This window comes from Sphingobium sp. TomTYG75 (assembly GCF_054771635.1).
In genome coordinates, this window is the sequence record NZ_BSRE01000002.1 from 973,582 (window position 1) to 992,120 (window position 18,539).

13 protein-coding genes and 3 pseudogenes are annotated in these 18,539 nt (G+C 60.0%); 7 read left to right on the forward strand and 9 right to left on the reverse strand.

The genetic code is table 11. The features are described 5' to 3' along the window. Positions 1 to 48 precede the first annotated feature (48 nt). Together ACYU81_RS18010 and gabT are read right to left on the reverse strand one after the other, a co-directional pair. A complete protein-coding gene (locus ACYU81_RS18010) occupies positions 49 to 1,515 on the reverse strand; it encodes an NAD-dependent succinate-semialdehyde dehydrogenase (protein ID WP_460989069.1) in 1,467 nt (488 codons plus the stop codon). After that, positions 1,512 to 2,798 (reverse strand): 4-aminobutyrate--2-oxoglutarate transaminase, encoded by a 1,287-nt coding sequence (gabT, locus tag ACYU81_RS18015; protein ID WP_460989070.1) that lies wholly within the window; start codon positions 2,796 to 2,798, stop codon positions 1,512 to 1,514. The genes ACYU81_RS18010 and gabT overlap by 4 nt, the downstream gene beginning before the upstream one ends. A 135-nt stretch (positions 2,799 to 2,933) precedes the next feature. Here gabT and ACYU81_RS18020 point away from each other — a divergent pair, with 135 nt between their 5' ends. Further along, a complete protein-coding gene (locus tag ACYU81_RS18020) occupies positions 2,934 to 3,851 on the forward strand; it encodes a LysR family transcriptional regulator (protein ID WP_460989071.1) in 918 nt (305 codons plus the stop codon). Positions 3,852 to 3,922: 71 nt separating this feature from the next. Further along, positions 3,923 to 4,804 carry a helix-turn-helix transcriptional regulator gene (locus tag ACYU81_RS18025; protein ID WP_460989072.1) on the forward strand — a complete coding sequence of 294 codons (882 nt, stop codon included), beginning with the start codon at positions 3,923 to 3,925 and terminating at the stop codon, positions 4,802 to 4,804. 86 nt (positions 4,805 to 4,890) lie between these two features. Here the strand turns inward: ACYU81_RS18025 and ACYU81_RS18030 are convergent. Further along, positions 4,891 to 5,036 (reverse strand): annotated as a pseudogene (locus tag ACYU81_RS18030) (IS5/IS1182 family transposase); the annotation flags it as partial. Between ACYU81_RS18030 and ACYU81_RS18035 the strand changes: the two are divergent. From ACYU81_RS18035 to ACYU81_RS18050, 4 genes and pseudogenes are all read left to right on the forward strand, one after another. Further along, positions 5,036 to 5,416 (forward strand): annotated as a pseudogene (locus ACYU81_RS18035) (helix-turn-helix domain-containing protein); the annotation flags it as partial. The pseudogenes ACYU81_RS18030 and ACYU81_RS18035 overlap by 1 nt on opposite strands. Positions 5,417 to 5,706: 290 nt before the next feature. Beyond that, a complete protein-coding gene (locus ACYU81_RS18040; RefSeq protein ID WP_460989073.1) occupies positions 5,707 to 6,819 on the forward strand; it encodes an S-(hydroxymethyl)glutathione dehydrogenase/class III alcohol dehydrogenase in 1,113 nt (370 codons plus the stop codon). Positions 6,820 to 6,914: 95 nt separating this feature from the next. Then, positions 6,915 to 7,766: an S-formylglutathione hydrolase gene (gene fghA, locus ACYU81_RS18045; RefSeq protein ID WP_460989074.1), complete on the forward strand. Its 852-nt coding sequence runs from the start codon at positions 6,915 to 6,917 to the stop codon at positions 7,764 to 7,766. Positions 7,767 to 8,066: 300 nt separating this feature from the next. After that, positions 8,067 to 10,400, forward strand: a complete 2,334-nt coding sequence (locus tag ACYU81_RS18050) for a heavy metal translocating P-type ATPase (RefSeq protein WP_460989075.1) — start codon at positions 8,067 to 8,069, stop codon at positions 10,398 to 10,400. Between the two features lie 222 nt (positions 10,401 to 10,622). On the opposite strand, the gene ACYU81_RS18055 is transcribed toward ACYU81_RS18050, so the two are convergent. The 6 genes from ACYU81_RS18055 to ACYU81_RS18080 form a co-directional block, all read right to left on the reverse strand. Beyond that, a complete protein-coding gene (locus ACYU81_RS18055) occupies positions 10,623 to 11,894 on the reverse strand; it encodes an alginate export family protein (protein ID WP_460989076.1) in 1,272 nt (423 codons plus the stop codon). 84 nt (positions 11,895 to 11,978) lie between these two features. Further along, positions 11,979 to 12,782 carry an ABC transporter ATP-binding protein gene (locus ACYU81_RS18060; RefSeq protein ID WP_460989077.1) on the reverse strand — a complete coding sequence of 268 codons (804 nt, stop codon included), beginning with the start codon at positions 12,780 to 12,782 and terminating at the stop codon, positions 11,979 to 11,981. A gap of 15 nt (positions 12,783 to 12,797) precedes the next feature. Then, entirely contained in the window at positions 12,798 to 13,763 is a 966-nt protein-coding gene (gene ntrB / locus ACYU81_RS18065) for a nitrate ABC transporter permease (RefSeq protein ID WP_460989078.1), read from the reverse strand. A gap of 15 nt (positions 13,764 to 13,778) precedes the next feature. Next, positions 13,779 to 15,059 (reverse strand): CmpA/NrtA family ABC transporter substrate-binding protein, encoded by a 1,281-nt coding sequence (locus tag ACYU81_RS18070; RefSeq protein ID WP_460989079.1) that lies wholly within the window; start codon positions 15,057 to 15,059, stop codon positions 13,779 to 13,781. 355 nt (positions 15,060 to 15,414) lie between these two features. Further along, complete coding sequence (gene chrA / locus ACYU81_RS18075) at positions 15,415 to 16,818, reverse strand: chromate efflux transporter (RefSeq protein WP_460989080.1); 1,404 nt, start codon at positions 16,816 to 16,818, stop codon at positions 15,415 to 15,417. Then, positions 16,815 to 17,771, reverse strand: a complete 957-nt coding sequence (locus ACYU81_RS18080) for a chromate resistance protein ChrB domain-containing protein (RefSeq protein ID WP_460989081.1) — start codon at positions 17,769 to 17,771, stop codon at positions 16,815 to 16,817. The genes chrA and ACYU81_RS18080 overlap by 4 nt, the downstream gene beginning before the upstream one ends. Positions 17,772 to 18,123: 352 nt before the next feature. Between ACYU81_RS18080 and ACYU81_RS18085 the strand changes: the two are divergent. Continuing rightward, positions 18,124 to 18,529, forward strand: a pseudogene (locus tag ACYU81_RS18085) (transposase). Positions 18,530 to 18,539 lie beyond the last annotated feature (10 nt).

Genomic DNA, 18,539 nt, shown 5'->3' on the forward strand with positions numbered 1-18,539 from the left:
CGCGAATGTCGCGAGAATATAGAAGATACGGCGCAGCGCCTTCTGCGTTCAGAAGGCGCTGTTTACGCCCGTGCAGATCAACTTCAATTCAACATAGTCATCGATGCCCCAGTGGGAGCCTTCGCGCCCAAGACCTGATTCCTTGACGCCGCCGAAGGGCGCGACCTCCGTAGAGATCAGTCCGCTGTTAAGGCCGACCATTCCATATTCCAGCGCTTCCGAAACGCGGATGCTTCGATCCAGATCTCGCGTGTAGACGTAGCTGGCAAGGCCAGCCGGAGTGTCGTTGGCCATCGCGATCGCCTCCGCCTCGCTTTGGAACCGTACCAGACCGGCGACCGGGCCGAAAGTTTCCTCCTTACAAAGCAGCGCGTCTGCGGAAACATTCGCCAATACCGTGGGAAGGAAAAAATTGCCTTCGCCCTCGATCGCGTGACCGCCGGTCAGAATATGCGCCCCACGCGTCACTGCGTCATCGACATGAGCGGAGGCCTTAGCCACTGCCCGCCCGTCAATCAGGGGGCCTTGGTCTGTGGGTCCGCTCATGCCCGCGCCCACCACAAATTGGCTGACGCGTTCGGCGAGGCGCTCTGCAAAGGCTTCGAAAATGCCATCCTGGACCAGAAAGCGGTTTGCGCAGACGCAGGTTTGGCCGGTGTTGCGAAATTTCGAGATAAGAGCGCCTTCAACCGCGCTTTCGACATCGGCGTCATCGAAGACGATGAAGGGCGCGTTGCCGCCTAGTTCCAGGGAAACACGCTTCACTGTCGACATGCAACGTGCCGCCAGCATTTTGCCCACGCCCGTCGAACCCGTAAACGTGAATTTTCGCACTCGCGGGTCCGTGGTCAGGATTTCCCCGATCGGCGCTGCATCGCCGGTCACGACGTTGAAAATCCCGGCGGGCACCCCCGCTTCTTCCGCCAACACGGCGAGCGCCAGTGCCGAAAAGGGTGTGAGCTCGGAGGGCTTGAGCACCATCGAGCAACCGGCGGCCAAAGCGGGGCCTGCCTTGCGCGTGATCATGGCGAGGGGAAAGTTCCAGGGCGTGACAGCGGCGACGACGCCAACCGGCTCCTTACGTACGGCCAGACGGCGATCGGATGCGTGCGGCTGGATCAGTTCGCCATTGATCCGGCGTGCTTCCTCCGCGAACCATTCCAGAAAAGACGCTGCATAGGCGACCTCGCCTTTGGCCTCGGCAAAAGGCTTGCCCTGCTCCAGCGTCAAAATTGTGGCCAGATCGTCTTGGTGCGTGAGCATCAGTTCGCCCCAGCGCCGCAATATGGCGCCGCGCGCCTTTGCAGCCAGCTTGCGCCAATCGACTTGCGCCCGCCAGGCGGAAGCAACCGCCTGTTTTGTTTCGTCCGCGCCCAAATTGGGCACAGTCCCCAATTCAGAGCCGTCCGCGGGATTGGTGACGGCGATCTTCGCCGCTCCCTCGACCCACTGCCCGTCGATGAAAGCCGCTTCCTTGAGCAGGCCGGGCCGAGAGAGAGTGTGAGGGAAGGTCACGCCACCTCCCTCGCGGGAACTGTCAGCGCCTTCTCCAGAATATTCAGGCCTTGCTCCAATGTTTCGTCCTCAACAGTTAGCGGCACCAATATCCTTATAGCCTGACCGGACTGGCCGCAGCTTAGCAATATCAGCCCTTGTTCGAGCGCGCGAGAGCAGACGCGCTTTGCCTCAACGCCGTCGGGCTGGCCATGTTCATCGACGATGTCGAAGGCAATCATCGCCCCGGGGCCGCGCAGGCCGGTGATCTTCACCAGATTCTTGTTCTCAGCGAACTGCGTAATGCGTTCGCGAATTCTGTGGCCGATGACATTGGCACGGTCGAGGAGACGTTCATCCTCGATAACATCCAGCACGGCCAAGGCTGCAGCCAGCCCGACGGGAGAGCCGCCATAGGTGCCCCCCAGACCGCCCGGGCCGATGACGTCCATCACATCAGCGCGCCCTATGACCCCGGAAATCGGAAAGCCGCCGCCTAGCGATTTCGCCACGGTAAGGAGGTCGGGCTTGATCGGCATATGTTCGATGCCGAACATCTTGCCGGTTCGCCCGAAGCCGGTCTGAACCTCGTCCGCGATCACCAATATGCCATGACGACGACGGATATCATCGAGCGCCTGAAAAAATTCAGGCGGCGGGCTGTGAAAGCCGCCTTCGCCCTGAACCGGCTCGATGATGAAGGCCGCGATGCGTTCTGGCTCGATATCGGCCGCAAACAGGAAGTTGAGAGCCTTGAGCGTTTCCTCAACGCTGACCCCTGTGGTCCGGCTGGGATAGGGGAGATGGTAGATTTCCCCAGGAAAGGGTCCAAGGCCCTTCTTGTAGGGCGAAACCTTGCCGGTCATGGCAGACGTCAGCAGGGTCCGGCCATGGAAGCCGCCCGCAAAGGCGATGATGCCGGGGCGCCCGGTGGCTGCGCGTGCGATCTTGACCGCATTCTCGGTCGCTTCCGCGCCGGTCGTGAAAAAGATGGTCTTGGCATCGCCATCGACGGGCGCCAAAGCGTTCAGCCGCTCAGCCAATTCGATATAAGGCGGATAGGCAACCACCTGAAATGCCGTGTGCGTGTATTTATCGATCTGGTCGCGAACCGCCGTGATCACCTTGGGATGACGATGGCCCACGTTGAGAACCGCGATCCCGCCCGCAAAATCGATATAGGCATTGCCTTCGACATCCCAGATGGTGGCGTTCTCGGCCCTGTCGGCGATAATATTGGTGGCGGTGGCGACGCCCTGCGGAATGGCTTCCTTGCGACGGGCGTTATATTCGGCGTTCCGCATCTGACGACCTTCATGATGGTTTCTGGAATCTGTCTTGATGCTGACACATTAGGGGATTCTGCCTTCCGGAAGCAGTTGCTTTCGGCGGCCGCTTTGGTAACCTGAGGTCACCATCTACTCCTATGGCTGAACGCGATGAATTCACCATTGCCTCCTTTCTCCGCTCTCAAAGCCTTTGAGGCAGTGGGCCGATTGGGTGGTATCCGGCGAGCAGCGAAGGCCCTTGGCGTAAGCCATGCCATTGTCAGCCGTCATGTAAGAGGGCTGGAAGAGCGCCTGGGCGTTACCTTGCTTGACCGGGAAAGCGGGCAGCTCACAGCGGTCGGCGTTGATTATCATGGCCGTTTGGTGAAGGTTTTCAATGAATTGAGGGAAGCAACGGATGCCGTTCAGGGCAGGACCGATGGCAAGCTCGTAATATCCTGCGTCGGGGGGTTGGCATTGCATTGGTTGGCTACGCGGCTCGCAATGTCTTCGGGTCGAAACGGAATGCCGCCGGTCGATCTTCGCTCGGAAGAAGGTCTCCTTGACCTTTCGAACAACGCCGTTGATGGCGATATTCGATATATAGGCGATAGCCAGACGCTGGACCGGAAGCGTGGGGTGAGAACGCTTGAACTGGCGAGGCCACATGTTTTTCCGTTGGCCTCACCGATGTTCGTCTCTCGCTGGGGCGACAAGATCCGTTCGGCGGAAGACCTGGCTACATTGCCGCTGATCGAGGAACGTAGCGATGTGGAATGGCGCATGTGGATGAAGGCGCAATCTATCGATCTTCCCCCGAACACCCCGACCGGCAGATACGGTCATGCTCATCTGGCGCTGGCCGCCGCGCGGGCGGGCCAAGGGATCGCGCTTGGCAATCACTATCTCATTGCCGAAGATCTTGCGGCGGGTAGACTGGTGAAGGTGGTGCCTCGTGAAAAGGAATTCGTGCCTGTGACACTGGGAGCTTATGTTTTCAGGGGTCCCGCCAATCGGTGGTCGGACCCATCAATCGTCCGTTTCAGACGCTGGCTCGCGGCGCAATTCAGTGCGGACCCGGCATATTGACGCGTCTTCAACAGGCTTACGGGGACGCGTTTGCCTGAACATGTTTCGTTTTGAAGTCAGGGCAGGGGAGAATGTCTGAATTGTTGTCACTGGAATATCTGGCTTCCCCTGAGTGGAATGGCAAGATCGCCCAGCTTATCGCTTTGGAAGGTAAGGCGAGAGCAGAGGCGCTGTTTGACATGTTCTCGGCCGCGCTCCGATCAGACGAGATGATGCTGTTTCATTTTCGCGAAAATGTTGGGCCAGAGGTCGTCGAACATCGTACATCGAAATCTGTCAGGCAGCAGCAGATCAATGACTATAAAAATGGATTTTACCTTACCGATCCATTCTATCTCGCCATTGAGCGGTCCATCGAAAATCAGGCGATCAGTCTTAAGGACGTGGTAGATCAGGATGATTTTCAAACCAGCGATTTCTTCGTTCGGCACTATGTTGACACCGATCTTGTCGACGAGATGTGCTATTGCATGTCGGACGGGCAGGGTGGGCACATATTGCTTTCCTTCGCGCGTTCCCGTGATGCGGGGCGTTATTCGGATGAGGAATTGGAACTGGCCAAGGCGATTGCTCCGATTGTCTTCGGTACGCTTTCTTCGAGCTGGCGACATTTTGCCGATCCGAAACTATTTGTTCCTCCTTCGCCCGAAGAAGTGAAGCTGCACGACGATCTGAAAAGAGCTCGCGATAATTTTGGCCGTTCCTTGTTGACCGATCGCGAGTTCGAAGTCGTTCAGATGATGCTTAGGGGATATCCGATAGATGTGATCGCCAAACGGCTGAAAATGGCCGAGGGCACGGCGAAGGTGCATCGGAGGAATATTTACGCCAAGCTGGATATCAGTTCGATGGCGGAGCTGTTTTCGCTGTTCATCGACGTGGTTGGGGAAGTGAATGTCGGCCTGGATGCCGATCCGTTGCTTCAATATGGGCAGGTGCCCCGCAGCAACTGACTTGCCCTGACTGCTCGTGCTCTATTTGTCTTTTGTTTTCCGCATTTTCCGAGCCAGAAGATGATGCCATCTGCTTCGAAAATGCCTCAGGGGGCCGATTCATTATGTCGCAACCATATGCGGATGGAAGCGAGTTGGACTGAGGCGAGGAAGTTGTCGTCGCGCTTGTCGTATCGGGTGGCACCGGGCGGAACTGCTTGAGTTTGCTGAAGAAGCGTTCGACGAGATTGCGGTATTGCCCGTCGGACGTTCTATCGCGGGTATGATCGCTTCGTCGAAGGCGGGCCGGAAGCGCTGGAAGATCGGCCATCGGCGTCAAGCCGGGTGTGGAACCGCATCGGCGACGATATCCAGCATCAGATCGTCGAGATGGCGCTGGATTACAGCGAGTTGTCACCACGCGAACTGGCGGTACGCTTCACCGACGAGAAACGCTACTTCGTGTCGGAAGCCTTGGTTTACCGCCTTTTGAAGGCCCATGACGTGATCACCAGCCCGGCTTATGTCGCGATCAAGGCCGCTGATCAGTTCCATACCAAGACCACGTGGCCGAATGAGATGTGGCAAACCGACTTCACCTACTTCAAGATCATCGGGTGGGGCTGGATGTATCGGCGCTTGCAACACCGCAAGCTCGCCGCCTGACATCAAAACCCAGACGGATCCGCACTCCGCTAATTACGACGAGACGTGTGCCGAATGTTCTGACGACGGACAATGCCGATCAACTGCGCCGCGCGCGTGAACGACCCTGTGGACGCCACAGCCAGAAATTCGTCGAACCCGTCCCAGGACGACATAACTATCCCTCCCACGCAATAGTGTATTGAGGAAAAACCCTATTACCGCCTTATTGGCCTAGTGCTAAGAGGCGCAATGTCATTTCGGATCGAGGAAATCGAATGAAAACCCGCGCCGCCGTCGCTTTCGAAGCCAAAAACCCCCTTGAGATAGTGGAGTTGGACCTGGAGGGACCAAAGGCTGGTGAGGTCCTGGTGGAAATCATGGCGACGGGGATCTGCCACACGGATGCCTACACGCTCGATGGTTTCGACAGCGAAGGCATCTTCCCCTCGATCCTGGGCCATGAGGGGGCAGGGATAGTTCGGGAGGTCGGTTCAGGCGTGACCTCCGTCAAGCCCGGCGATCACGTCATTCCGCTTTACACGCCCGAATGCCGCCAGTGCAAAAGCTGTCTTTCGGGCAAGACCAACCTGTGCACCGCGATCCGCGCCACCCAGGGCAAGGGGCTCATGCCCGATGGCACTACCCGCTTTTCCTACAAGGGGCAGCCGATCTTCCACTATATGGGCTGCTCGACCTTCTCCAATTTCACCGTTCTGCCGGAAATCGCCGTGGCGAAGATCAGGGAGGACGCGCCGTTCCAGTCGAGCTGTTATATTGGCTGCGGCGTCACCACCGGGGTCGGCGCGGTCGTCAACACCGCAAAGGTGAAGGCCGGCGAGAATGTGGTCGTCTTCGGCCTTGGCGGCATCGGCCTTAATGTGATCCAGGGCGCCAAAATGGTGGGCGCGGGCAAGATCATCGGCATCGACATCAACGCCGGCCGAGAGGAATGGGGCCGCAAGTTCGGCATGACTCATTTCATCAACAGCAAGGGACTGTCGCGCGACGAAACCGTGGCGAAGATCCTTGAGGTCACGGATGGCGGGGCCGACTATAGCTTCGACGCCACCGGCAACACCGAAGTCATGCGCACGGCGTTGGAATGCTGCCATCGCGGCTGGGGTGAAAGCATCATCATCGGCGTGGCTGAGGCCGGGAAGGAAATCAGCACCCGCCCGTTCCAACTCGTGACCGGCCGGGTGTGGAAGGGTACGGCTTTCGGCGGCGCGAAAGGCCGGACCGATGTTCCCAAGATCGTCGACTGGTACATGAACGGGCATATTCAGATCGACCCGATGATCACCCATCTTCTGACGCTGGATGAAATCAACAAAGGCTTTGACCTCATGCACGCGGGCGAAAGCATCAGGTCGGTGGTCCTTTTCTGAAAACACAGCGTCAACGGGAGCGGAATATCCAGATGGCAGTAATCTCCGAGGATGGCGGCACCGCCCCCTTTTCGCTATCCGGCGGGCACTGACCAATGAGCATAGAGCAGGTCAGCGCGAGCCGTTCGTTCGAATGCGTGCAAGGGGTGTACAAGCACGCGTCGAGCGCGACCGGAACGGAGATGACCTTTTCGGTCTTCGTTCCACCACAGGCGGAGGGGCGGAAGCTCCCCATTGTCTGGTATCTGTCCGGGCTGACCTGCACCCACGCAAATGTGACGGAAAAGGGCGAGTTTCGCCGCGCATGCGCCGATCTTGGGCTGATCTTCATAGCGCCCGATACATCGCCGCGCGGCGATGATGTACCGGACGATCCGGCGGGCGCTTATGATTTCGGCCTTGGCGCGGGCTTCTACGTCGATGCGACCGAAGCGCCCTACAACCGCCATTATAAGATGTGGTCCTATCTTACAGACGAACTGCCACAAGTGATCGCGGACAATTTCCCCGCCGATATGACCCGGCAGTCGATCATGGGCCACTCCATGGGCGGTCATGGCGCCCTGACCATCGGACTGCGCCACCCGGATCGATATGCGGCAGTTTCTGCCTTCGCCCCCATCGTTGCCCCAAGTCAGGTTCCCTGGGGGCATAAGGCTTTGTCAGGATATCTCGGCAACGACCGCAACGCCTGGCGAAAGCATGATGCGGTAGCCTTGATTGAGGACGGCGCGAGGGTCAGCGCGCTGTTGGTAGACCAAGGCGGGGCAGACATGTTTCTGGATCAGGAACTGCGCCCCCATCTGCTGAAGGACGCCTGCGCCGCAGCGAATATCGATCTCACCCTCAACATGCGCGAGGGCTATGATCACAGCTATTATTTCATTTCCACCTTTATGGCGGATCATCTCCGCTGGCACGCGTCACGTTTGGCTATCCACAAATGAACAGCAGATGGTTCATCCGATATTCGAGGTGGAATAAGCGCTCCGCTTCGGCATAGTCCCGCTTGCCGCTGTAGCGATGAGCGTTATGTCACCGCCGACGCAAAAGCTCCTTCGTTCTGCATGGTCGATCAGTACGGCGGTTTCGGTATCATCGACCCGTCAGCCATGCGCGATATAAGTATCGTACCGTAGCGCGCCCCCGACGCGACCGTCCTACTTCAAGCATTCAAAGCCCCGCCTTGGCTTATTGACGTCAACATGCTGTCGAGAAGCGGGACGTAGATCAGACGAGGAATTGAGATGGACCATGCCCGTCACGATCATCACGCCTCCGTAGTGGAGCAGGACGTGCACGATCCCGTCTGCGATATGTTGGTCGATCCGCATGGTACGGCGCATCGCGCCGAGCATGGCGGCAAGACTTTCTATTTTTGCAGCAGTAAGTGCCAGGCAAAGTTCGCGGCCGATCCCCTACGCTATATTGGCGGAACGCCGCCCATCCCGAACGCAAACCCTGATGGCACGATCTGGACCTGCCCAATGCACCCGGAAGTGCGACAGGATCATCCCGGCGCCTGTCCGATCTGCGGCATGGCTCTCGAACCGGAAATGGCGCGTGCGGAGAGCGGTCCCAGTCCGGAACTGGCCGACATGACACGTCGCTTCTGGATTGGCCTCATCCTCGCCTTTCCCGTGCTCGTGCTTGAAATGGGCGGGCATCTGTTTCCCGCTCTTCATCATTTCGTGCCTATGCCGGTTTCAACGGGGATTCAGCTAGTGCTGGCGACGCCCGTCGTGCTTTGGGCCGGATGGCCGTTTTTTACGCGGGGCTGGGCCTCTCTCAAGACCCGCAACCTGAACATGTTCACCCTGATTGCCATGGGCACGGGTGTCGCATGGGCTTATAGCATGGTCGCCGCACTGGCCCCCGAGCTGTTCCCTCCAGCCTTCCGCAACGCCGATGGCATGGTGGCTGTGTATTTCGAGGCTGCGGCGGTGATCACTGTCCTCGTCCTGCTTGGCCAGCTTCTCGAACTGCGCGCGCGCGAGCGAACGTCAGGTGCGATCAAGGCACTCCTCCGCCTTGCCCCCAAGACGGCCCGCCGTTTGCTCGCAAATGGCGAGGATGAGGAGATCAGTCTCGATCTCGTCGGCGTTGGCGACCGTCTTCGGGTGCGACCGGGCGAAAAGGTGCCCGTAGATGGGACTGTCGAGGACGGACGTTCATCACTGGACGAGTCCATGGTGACGGGAGAATCCATGCCGGTCACCAAGGCCAAGGGCGACAGCGTCATCGGCGGTACACTCAACCAGACCGGCGCCCTTGTCGTCGTGGCCACCAAGGTCGGCCGCGACACGATGCTGGCCCGCATCGTGCAGATGGTCGCCGAGGCGCAGCGGTCGCGCGCGCCGATCCAGCGCATGGCCGATCAGGTTTCGGGCTGGTTCGTGCCGGTCGTCATCGCCGTCGCTGTCCTTGCTTTCGCCGGTTGGGGTATCTGGGGGCCGGAGCCTCGCTTCGCCTACGGTCTCGTCTCGGCTGTCGCGGTACTCATTATCGCCTGCCCCTGTGCGCTGGGCCTGGCAACCCCGATGTCTATCATGGTGGGCGTGGGCCGGGGCGCGGGCCTTGGCGTTCTCATCAAGAATGCCGAAGCGCTGGAGCATATGGAGAAGGTCGACACACTGGTCGTCGACAAGACCGGCACGCTTACGGAAGGGCGTCCCGCCGTGACCGCCATTGTGCCGACTGAAGGCCAGATGGAGGCCGAGTTACTACGCTTCGCCGCCTCGGTCGAACGGGCCTCGGAGCATCCGCTTGCTCTTGCCATTGTCGAAGCCGCCCGGGGCCGGTCGATGGTCTTGCCCGAGGTTGGCAAGTTCGATTCTCCGACCGGACGCGGAGCGACCGGCATCGTCGAAGGCCGCAGGATCGTCCTTGGCAATGCGTCATTTCTTGATGATCAGGGCGTCGATACCAGTGCGCTCGCCGCTGCCGCTGACGATCTGCGGAGGGACGGCGCAACTGCGATCTTCGTTGGTATCGACGGCGAAGCGGCAGGTATTATTGCCATCGCAGATCCCGTTAAGCAGACCACCCCGGAAGCGCTCGCCGCACTGCGTAAGGAGGGAATCCGCGTCGTGATGCTGACCGGCGACAACAAGACAACGGCGCAAGCGGTGGCGGCACGGCTGGGCATCGACGAGGTCGAGGCGGACGTGCTGCCCGATCAAAAGAGCGCGGTCATCGCCAAGCTCAAGAGTGAGGGCCGGGTGGTCGCCATGGCCGGTGATGGCGTGAACGACGCTCCAGCCCTTGCCGCCGCCGATGTCGGCATTGCCATGGGCTCTGGAACGGATGTCGCCATCGAGAGCGCAGGCGTGACCTTGCTCAAGGGCGACCTCAACGGCATCGTGCGTGCCCGCCTCCTTAGCCGTGCGACCATGTCGAACATTCGGCAAAACCTGGTCTTCGCCTTCATCTACAATGCTGCGGGCGTGCCGATCGCGGCGGGCCTGCTCTACCCGCTATTCGGCATCCTGCTTTCACCCATGATTGCAGCGGCGGCGATGGCGCTTTCATCCGTCAGCGTCGTCACCAATGCTCTGAGGCTGAACAGGCAAACTCTATGAACATGGACGGACGGTTTCCCAAATCCTCTGTCAGCATATTTCGGAAAGGAGCCTACGCGATCCCGGATCGTCCATTCTAATCAGAAAGAAGCGGATTGCCCAGATTGGGCGGGGTTTGGGCGCGCGCTCCGTGCCAACCTTGTGTCCCACGTTTCACGAAACTCGCTCACGGGGATGTCGGTCGAACCAGAAGTCGCGCGCCTGAAATAGTCAGCTATCCGTTCAGAGCGCGTAGTCGATCTGAGCCCAGAATTTCTTCGTGTCAGCGTCACCAGTGAAGCTGGCGATCCCCTTGCGATCATAATCGGCATATTTGACGAGCGCGTTCAGATGCTTGTTAATCTTCAGCGTGACCTGCGCATTATACTCGTCGCCATAATGGATCGACAGCCGGTCGCTGCTGAAATGATGATAGGTGAAGGACGCGACGAGCGGTCCCGCCTTGCCGATCTTGGGCACGGTATAGCCGACGCCGGCATAATAATCCTGAATGCCCGTCCCCGGCGTCGTCAGGAACTTGTCGGCCCAGCCGTTGAACTTGTGCAGCGTCGCGAAGGGCGTCTGGAAGGCGAAGCCGCCCGCAATCCCCGTCGCGCCCGCATCGGAGCCGAGCAGTTCATATCCGCCGGTCAGCTTGAACGCAGCGACATCCAGCCCCAGTTCCGCTGCGGCGTAATCCGCCGAATAATCGACAGGATTGCCCCTATAGTCGCTTTGATGCGCATAGCTGGCGAGGTAGCTGAGCTTCACCTTCTTCGACAGCGGCATCGCGCCCGCGAACCGCGCACCATAGGTCTGGCTGCTGTTCCGGAGCAGCGCCGCCACAGCTTCATCCTCATCGACGAGATAGGCAAAGCCGGTCAGCGTGCCGTACTTGGTCTTGTACAAAACATTGGCGAAGATATCGTCGCCGTCGATTTGGGTCGGCCGGTTGGTCGCGCCGAACTTGCCGCCGTCGATACCCCAGATGGTCCGGGCCGAAATCGCGTAGGTCACGTCGACCTTCAGATTTTTGAAGCCCATATATTCGACGCGCACGGCATCGAACGTCTGTTCATTCTGGCGCCAGGCGACCGATCCGACGAAACGCTGATCGTCCAGATTGATCCGCTGACGCCCGACCGTCACCACTAGCGGCTTGGTGCGATACTGGAGCTGGAGGCGGTTCAGCTCGACATTTTCCGGGTCTGGCACCACCGGATAGAGCGTCTTGCCATTGACGCCGCTGTTATAATCCTCGTCGATCGCCAGCGTGCCTTCCCCCTCGGCCAGGAAGGCGAACGGCCCCTTGGAAATCTCGCCACCCGCGCGCAGACGCACAGTCACCGCATCGGCATCGCGGCTGCTGGTGAGCGGCGCAGGACCATCCTGGTCCACCGTCTCATACCGCAGACGCGCCTCGATGATCGGCTTGAACACAATGTCCTGCGCCAGCGCCGGTCCTGCGATGGCAGTCAAGGCCGTTGCCGACAACAGAAATGAAATTCTACCCATAAATCCCCCTTAAAATTGCTCCCGATGGCTTTTTTCGGCCTTTTCAGAGCATCCTCTCCAAGCTGGACTATTGTTGGTGAAATCTCAGGCGGCGAGCGTTGCTGGATTGCGGTAGCGCTCGTGCAGGAAGTGGATGACGGCCGATCGCGCCTCGGCATATTCGGGCGTATCGATGGCTTCGAGCCGGTTGCGCGGCCTGGCGAGCGCGATGGTGCGATCCTCACCGATGCGCGCCGCCGGGCCGTTGGTCATCATCACCACCCGGTCCGCCAACAGCACGGCTTCATCCACGTCATGGGTGATCATCAACACGGTGTTGTTGAGCCGCGCCTGCAAATCCATGACCACATCCTGCAACGCGGCTCGCGTCAGCGCGTCGAGCGCGCCGAACGGTTCGTCCATCAACAGCACGCGGGGGTTCATGGCGATAGCACGGGCAATGCCGACGCGCTGTTTCATGCCGCCCGAAAGCTCGCCCGGCCGCTTGGCGGGGGCATGCGCCATCTGGACCAGTTCCAGATTATGCATGACCCAATCCTTGCGTTCGGCCTTGCTCTTGCCCTGCGCCGTCTTGTCGACCGCCAGCCGCACATTTTCCTCGACCGTCAACCAGGGCAGCAGCGAATGGTCCTGAAAGACCACCGCCCGATCCGGTCCCGGCGCATCCACCACTTCCCCATCTAGGAAGATGGCGCCGCGCGTCGGCTTGACCAGGCCCGCCACGGCATTGAGCAGGGTCGACTTGCCGCAGCCCGAATGGCCGATCAGCGCCACGAACTGCCCCTTTTCAACTTCCAGATCGATTCCGTCGAGCGCGCAGAAGCGTCCCGCCTTGGTCGGAAACTCGACCGTGATACCCTCTAGCGCCAGATAGCTGCGTTGTTTCATGAACGCCTCCCTTGTTCAGCCTGCGCGGCCGATGATGCGGCCCGCAAAGGCGACGATGCGGTCCAGCGCGAAGCCCACCAGCCCGATCCAGATCAGCGCCACGATGGTGTCGGTCAGCAGCGAACTGTTGTAACTGTCCCAGATGAAGAAGCCGACACCGGTGCCGCCCTGCACCATTTCAGCCGCTACAATGGCGAGCCAGCTCATGCCGACGCCGATGCGCAGGCCGGTGAACATGTGTGGCACCGTGGCGGGCAACATGATGCGGGTAAAATATTCGATTGGATTGAGCGCCAGCACCTTGGCGACATTGCGATAGGCCACCGGAATGGTTTGCACGCCCGCGGCGGTATTCAGGATCACCGGCCAGATTGCGGTGATGAAGATCAGGAAGATCGCCGAGGGCTGCGCCTGCTGAAAAATGGCGAGGCTGATCGGCAGCCATGCCAGCGGCGGCACCGTCCGTAGCACCTGGAACAGCGGATCGAGCGCCCGGAAGGCAAATATGCTCTGCCCGATCAAAATGCCCAGCGCCACGCCGACGATCGAGGCCAGGCTGTAACCGATCAGCACACGGCTGAGGCTGGTCAGCACATGCCCGGCAATGCCGACATCGCCGCCATCCTGAATGCTGAAATGGGTCAACCCAATGTCCACGCCCTTGAACGGATGGACGATCACCTCATGACTTTCCTGCCAGACCTTGATCGGGCTGGGAAAGGTCGCGTCGGGCGAACCGCACAGCAGCTGCCAGAAGGCAAGCAACCCGACCAGCATCACCAGAGTCGGCAGAACATTCGCGGCCACGGCCCGCGCCGCTTTCGCCAGCGGATGGACCGGCGCCGCGACCGGTTCGAAACTGCGGCGCGCAATCGCTTCTTCGGGATAGGGCACAATGACCCCCAATTCGGTTGCGGCTGTAGCGGCACCGGCGGCCGAAGCCGACGGTACGCTTTTGCCGTTGGATGATGGCGAAGCCATGGCTTTCTCCCTCAATCAGACGCGCTTGATCGCCAGGCTGGCCAGATAGGCCTTGGGATTGGCGGGATCGAATGTCTTGCCGTCGAAGAATTTCTCGACGCCGCGGCTGTCACTGGCCGGACCCTTGCCCCCCAGCATCGCGGCTGCCTTGCGCCAGATGTCGGATCGGTTGACCTTTGCAATCGTGCCCTTGGTGTCGAGTGCCATGGGCAGCTTACCCCAGCGCTGCTCCTCGGTCAGGAACCACAGGTCATGGCTCTTGTAAGGGAAGCTGGCATAGCCGTTCCAGAACTTCATCTTGAACGGTGCGTTCGGATATTTCCGCCCGTCGCCCATGGCGAAATTGCCCTGCAACCGGTCGGCAATGTCGGTGATCGGACATTTCAGATAATCGCGACCCGCGATAGCCCCGGCGAGGCGCGTGACATTGTTCGGATTGTCGGCCCAGCGCTGCGCCTCCAGCACTGCCGCCGTGATCGCGACGGCCGCGCGCGGATATTTGGCGACCCAGTCGGAGCGCATGGCAAAGCTTTTTTCGGGATGGTTCATCCACATCTGGCCAGTCGATACGGCGGTATAGCCCAGTTGTTGCGCGACCAACTGGTCGTTCCACGGCTCACCCACGCAGAAGGCGTCCATCGTGTCCGCCTTCATGTTCGCGACCATCTGCGCCGGCGGAATGGTGATCAATTCCACATCCTTGTCGGGATCGATGCCGCCCGCCGCCAGCCAATAGCGGATCCACAGGTCATGCGTCCCGCCGGGGAAGGTCATGGCCATGGTGATCTTCTTGCCCGCGCCCTTGCGCTGCGCGATCACGCCCTTCATCTTGGCGGCGTTGATATCGGCCTTGGCACCCAGATATTCCTTGGACACCGAAATGCCCTGGCCGTTGACGTTGAGGCGGGCAAGAATGCTCATTGGCGTTGCCTTGCCGATCCGGCCCAGCGTCAAAAGATAGGGCATGGGGGTCAGTATATGCGCGCCATCAATGCCGCCAGCCGCGCCGCCCAACACCAGATTGTCCCGCGTCGCGCCCCAACTCGCCTGCTTCGTGACCTGCACATCAGGCATGCCATATTTGGCGAAAAGACCCAGTTCCTTGGCAATGATCAGCGGCGCCGCGTCCGTCAGCGCAATGAAGCCGAGCTTGGCGCCGGTGACTTCCGGCCCAGCGCTAGCAGCAAAGGCGCCGGACGGAAAAGCCTGTTGCACTGCGGCGAAAAGCGCCGCAGTTCCAGTCGTCTTGAGCAGCCCGCGCCGACTGACGCCATTCGGATTGTCCACCTCTGCCATTCCCCAAATTCCTTCCCTGTTGTGCGCTTCGGCTGCACAAAGGCGCAGCCAGCCGTCGCCGGAAATGCGTTCCGGCGTTTGAAGATGATGTTGAGAGCCGCGCGGCAGCATCCAGGCCGCCAGCGGAAAACCAATAAAAAAGCCGCCAGGATAAAGGTCGATCGACCTATCCGGGCGGCGTCATTGCCGTGCAGATCCGTTTTAAGGATCGACGTTGAACCCTGCCGTCATCGGCGCGGTTCAACTTATGGATCGAAGCGCCCCTGCTTCGATCAAAAGCAAGCTGTCATCGATTCATTGGAGTCGCAAGCATTTTTTTGCGCTGCACAAATTTAATTCGACCATTGTCTTCCGCTCAGACGAGGAGGACATAAGCCGCCCCCAACCCGACGCACGTAAACAGGACCGGGATCATGCCGACTTTGAAGCGGAAGACGGCGATCGCTGCGCCCACTGCCAAAACAAGCGCCGGAAGGTTCAGCGACGCCAGAACGGGCATATCGAAACTGCTGCCCAGGAAATGGACCGGCCGTACTTCGCGGAACAGGGTATGGATCGCAAACCACAGCGCCAGGTTCAGGATAACCCCGACCACGGCGGCAGTGATTGCGCCAAGAGACGCCGAAAGTGCCCGGTTCCCTCTCAGCCCTTCGACAAAGGGCGCGCCCGCGAAAATCCAAAGGAAGCAAGGCACGAACGTAACCCAGGTGGTGAGGATTGCCCCCAGCGTTGCCGCCACGAGCGGGTTCAACCCGGTCGCTTCGCGAAATGCCGCGAGGAAGCCGACGAACTGCGTCACCATGATGAGCGGACCGGGCGTCGTTTCCGCCAGCCCCAGACCATCCAGCATCTCGCCGGGGCGCAACCAGCCGAAGGTGCCCACCGCCTCTTGCGCCACATAGGCCAACACCGCGTAGGCTCCGCCGAAGGTCACGACCGCCATCTGGCTGAAGAAGGCCGCGATTTTGGTGAAGACATCATTGGGTCCCGCGAAAACAAACAGCAGGACCACGGGTGCGAGCCAGAGGAACAGCAAGGTTGTCGAAATCTTGAGCGACCAGGAAAGGTTGGGCCGGGCGTGATCCGGCAGGCCTTCGCCAAGTGCGGTGTCGCGATCATGGACAATGTTGCCGCCGCCCGATCCGTGGCTGCCGCCGCCCCTGAACGCGGGAAGACCCGCCCGGCCGCCGATATAGCCGCCCAGTGCGGCCGCCAATATGATGACGGGGAAGGGCGCGCCCAGGAAGAAGATCGCTGCGAAAGCTGCGACCGCCATGCCCCGCATCACGTTGTTCTTGAGCGCGCGGGAGCCGACGCGAACAACTGCCTGAACGACGACCGCCAAAACAGCGGCTTTGAGGCCGAAGAAAAGGCCTTCGATCAGAGGCGCATGACCGAGCAGCACATAGATGTAGCTCAGCGCCAGGATCGCCAGGAAGCCGGGGAGGACAAACAGGGCTCCGGCGACCAACCCGCCCTTGGTTTGGTGCAACAGCCAGCCAATATAGGCCGCCAGTTGCTGCGCCTCTGGACCAGGCAGTAACATGCAATAGTTGAGTGCGTGCAGGAAGCGTTCCTCACCGATCCAGCGTTTCTCATCGACAAGGATGCGGTGCATGACGGCGATCTGACCTGCGGGTCCGCCGAAACTCAGCGCGGCGATCCGCGCCCAGACGCGCACGGCCTCACCAAAGGCGATTCCATGATCTCCGGGCGTAACAGCGACGCCTTCGTCAAGATCGGTGATGGTGGCGCTCATCGGTCGGACTTTCTTGTGCTGAAATAGGCGTGGAACTGGTTGAGCGCCTCGCTGGCGGTGGCGATGCGCTGGAAATCGTCGTCAGTCGACGTGCAGACACCCGACAGAATGGCGCCGACGCCCGCCGTTTCGGGCCGGGCGAACTTGCCGTCGCCAATGTCCAGCTCATGGATGATCTCACTCATGGCGACGAGCGCATGATCATTCATCAGGTCAGCGTGCACGAGCAGCGTCTCGAAGCTGCAACGGTCGCCTTCATGCGTGAATTCGGCATCGACCATGTCGAAGCGGAACTCGCCCTCGACGGGATTATAATGGCGGCTCTCGACGAATTTGAACCGGGCATCCGGGTCGATAAAGCGCCGGATCAACCAGGCGCAGGCGATGCGATCGACATGGACGCCGCTGCGCGTGACCCAGGTGCGGCCGATAAGGTCGATCGGCTGTGGTGTATCTGCCGGTTCGGCTCGGCTCACATCGGGATGCTGATAACGTTGGCGGTCCAGCTCCGCCAGCGCGGCCTCGGCGTCCTGACGACCATGAGCGCCAAAGAAGTCCAATCGGCTGGCCTCTTCCATCCGCTTTTGCAGGCGCGCAATATCGGCACTGCTGGTCGGCCCCGTTTCCAGCAGCCGGCGAGCGGCCTGCGCGATCTCGTCATAGTCCGCATCTCGCGCGGTATCGAACAACGCGCGCACGTCCAGGTCGGTCTGGCCAACCAACAGACGGGCCTCGATGAGGGTCGCTTCGCCGCCATTTTCCGTGATCTCGGTCAGAAGCTCCCGGAACGCCGCCTCACCCTCGGCCGAGCGCGGCAGGACATGGACGGCATTTTTGAGAGGAACGGCGCCAATCGCCTGCAATCGCCGCCAGATTTTTACCCGGAGATAGGGCGGCTTCGCAGGAAGCTGATGCAGGAGGGCAAGCCAAAGGCTGGTATCGGTCGGAAGCATGATGCATATGTATCATATAAAAGATTCATGAGTAATAGGAATATCAATTTCAGATATCTTGTTCCAGCGATGGCCGCCATCCTGCGTGATTGGGAGGATTTCAGGATTGTCGTGGATCAACTGCCGAAGCAACGCCTCCTTGAACCCGTCCGCTGATCCAGTTCGACGCTCCAGTTTTTGGGTCTTTCATCCGCCGCTATCAGGAAAGGCGCGCCGAGCGCTTGACGGGCGGGCAGGGGGCTCATCTGGGTCGCAGGCTGAAGGCAGCGTCCCTCCGCGGCGAGGCGAGGCGCAATAAGGCCTGTGGGGATTTAAGATTCCCATTTTGGCGAAGATGTGATTCACGCTTTGGATGGATCGCTTCGTATTGACCGACGCCCAATGGGCGAAGATGGAACCGCATTGTCTGGGTAAGCCGACTGACCGAGGGCGGAGCGGGAGAAACAACCGGCTATTTATGGAGGCCGTGCTGTGGATTATCCGGACAGGCAGTCCATGGCGCGACCTTCCTGCGGTGTTCGGTAACTGGAGCACGGTGTTCCGACGATTCCGCGACTGGCGCAAAGCCGATGTTTTCAAACCCACGTCGAAGCAAGCCCATCCCGCTCGGTAGCGAGATGTACAAGTGGCGGCATTTGATCGAAAACTTTTTCTGCAAACTCAAAGAGTTCAAGCGCATCGCCATGCGCGCCTGCAAAACAGATCAAAGCTTCGAGGCCATGATCTGCCTCCCCGCCGCCGTCATCAACTCGCGATGAATCCCCACAG

Coding starts and splice junctions, on each gene's coding strand:
- gabT (WP_460989070.1), bottom strand. CDS start 2,798: ATGCGGAACGCCGAATATAACGCCCGTCGCAAGGAAGCCATTCCGCAG.
- ACYU81_RS18020 (WP_460989071.1), top strand. CDS start 2,934: ATGAATTCACCATTGCCTCCTTTCTCCGCTCTCAAAGCCTTTGAGGCA.
- ACYU81_RS18025 (WP_460989072.1), top strand. CDS start 3,923: ATGTCTGAATTGTTGTCACTGGAATATCTGGCTTCCCCTGAGTGGAAT.
- ACYU81_RS18040 (WP_460989073.1), top strand. CDS start 5,707: ATGAAAACCCGCGCCGCCGTCGCTTTCGAAGCCAAAAACCCCCTTGAG.
- fghA (WP_460989074.1), top strand. CDS start 6,915: ATGAGCATAGAGCAGGTCAGCGCGAGCCGTTCGTTCGAATGCGTGCAA.
- ACYU81_RS18050 (WP_460989075.1), top strand. CDS start 8,067: ATGGACCATGCCCGTCACGATCATCACGCCTCCGTAGTGGAGCAGGAC.
- ACYU81_RS18055 (WP_460989076.1), bottom strand. CDS start 11,894: ATGGGTAGAATTTCATTTCTGTTGTCGGCAACGGCCTTGACTGCCATC.
- ACYU81_RS18060 (WP_460989077.1), bottom strand. CDS start 12,782: ATGAAACAACGCAGCTATCTGGCGCTAGAGGGTATCACGGTCGAGTTT.
- ntrB (WP_460989078.1), bottom strand. CDS start 13,763: ATGGCTTCGCCATCATCCAACGGCAAAAGCGTACCGTCGGCTTCGGCC.
- ACYU81_RS18070 (WP_460989079.1), bottom strand. CDS start 15,059: ATGGCAGAGGTGGACAATCCGAATGGCGTCAGTCGGCGCGGGCTGCTC.
- chrA (WP_460989080.1), bottom strand. CDS start 16,818: ATGAGCGCCACCATCACCGATCTTGACGAAGGCGTCGCTGTTACGCCC.
- ACYU81_RS18080 (WP_460989081.1), bottom strand. CDS start 17,771: ATGCTTCCGACCGATACCAGCCTTTGGCTTGCCCTCCTGCATCAGCTT.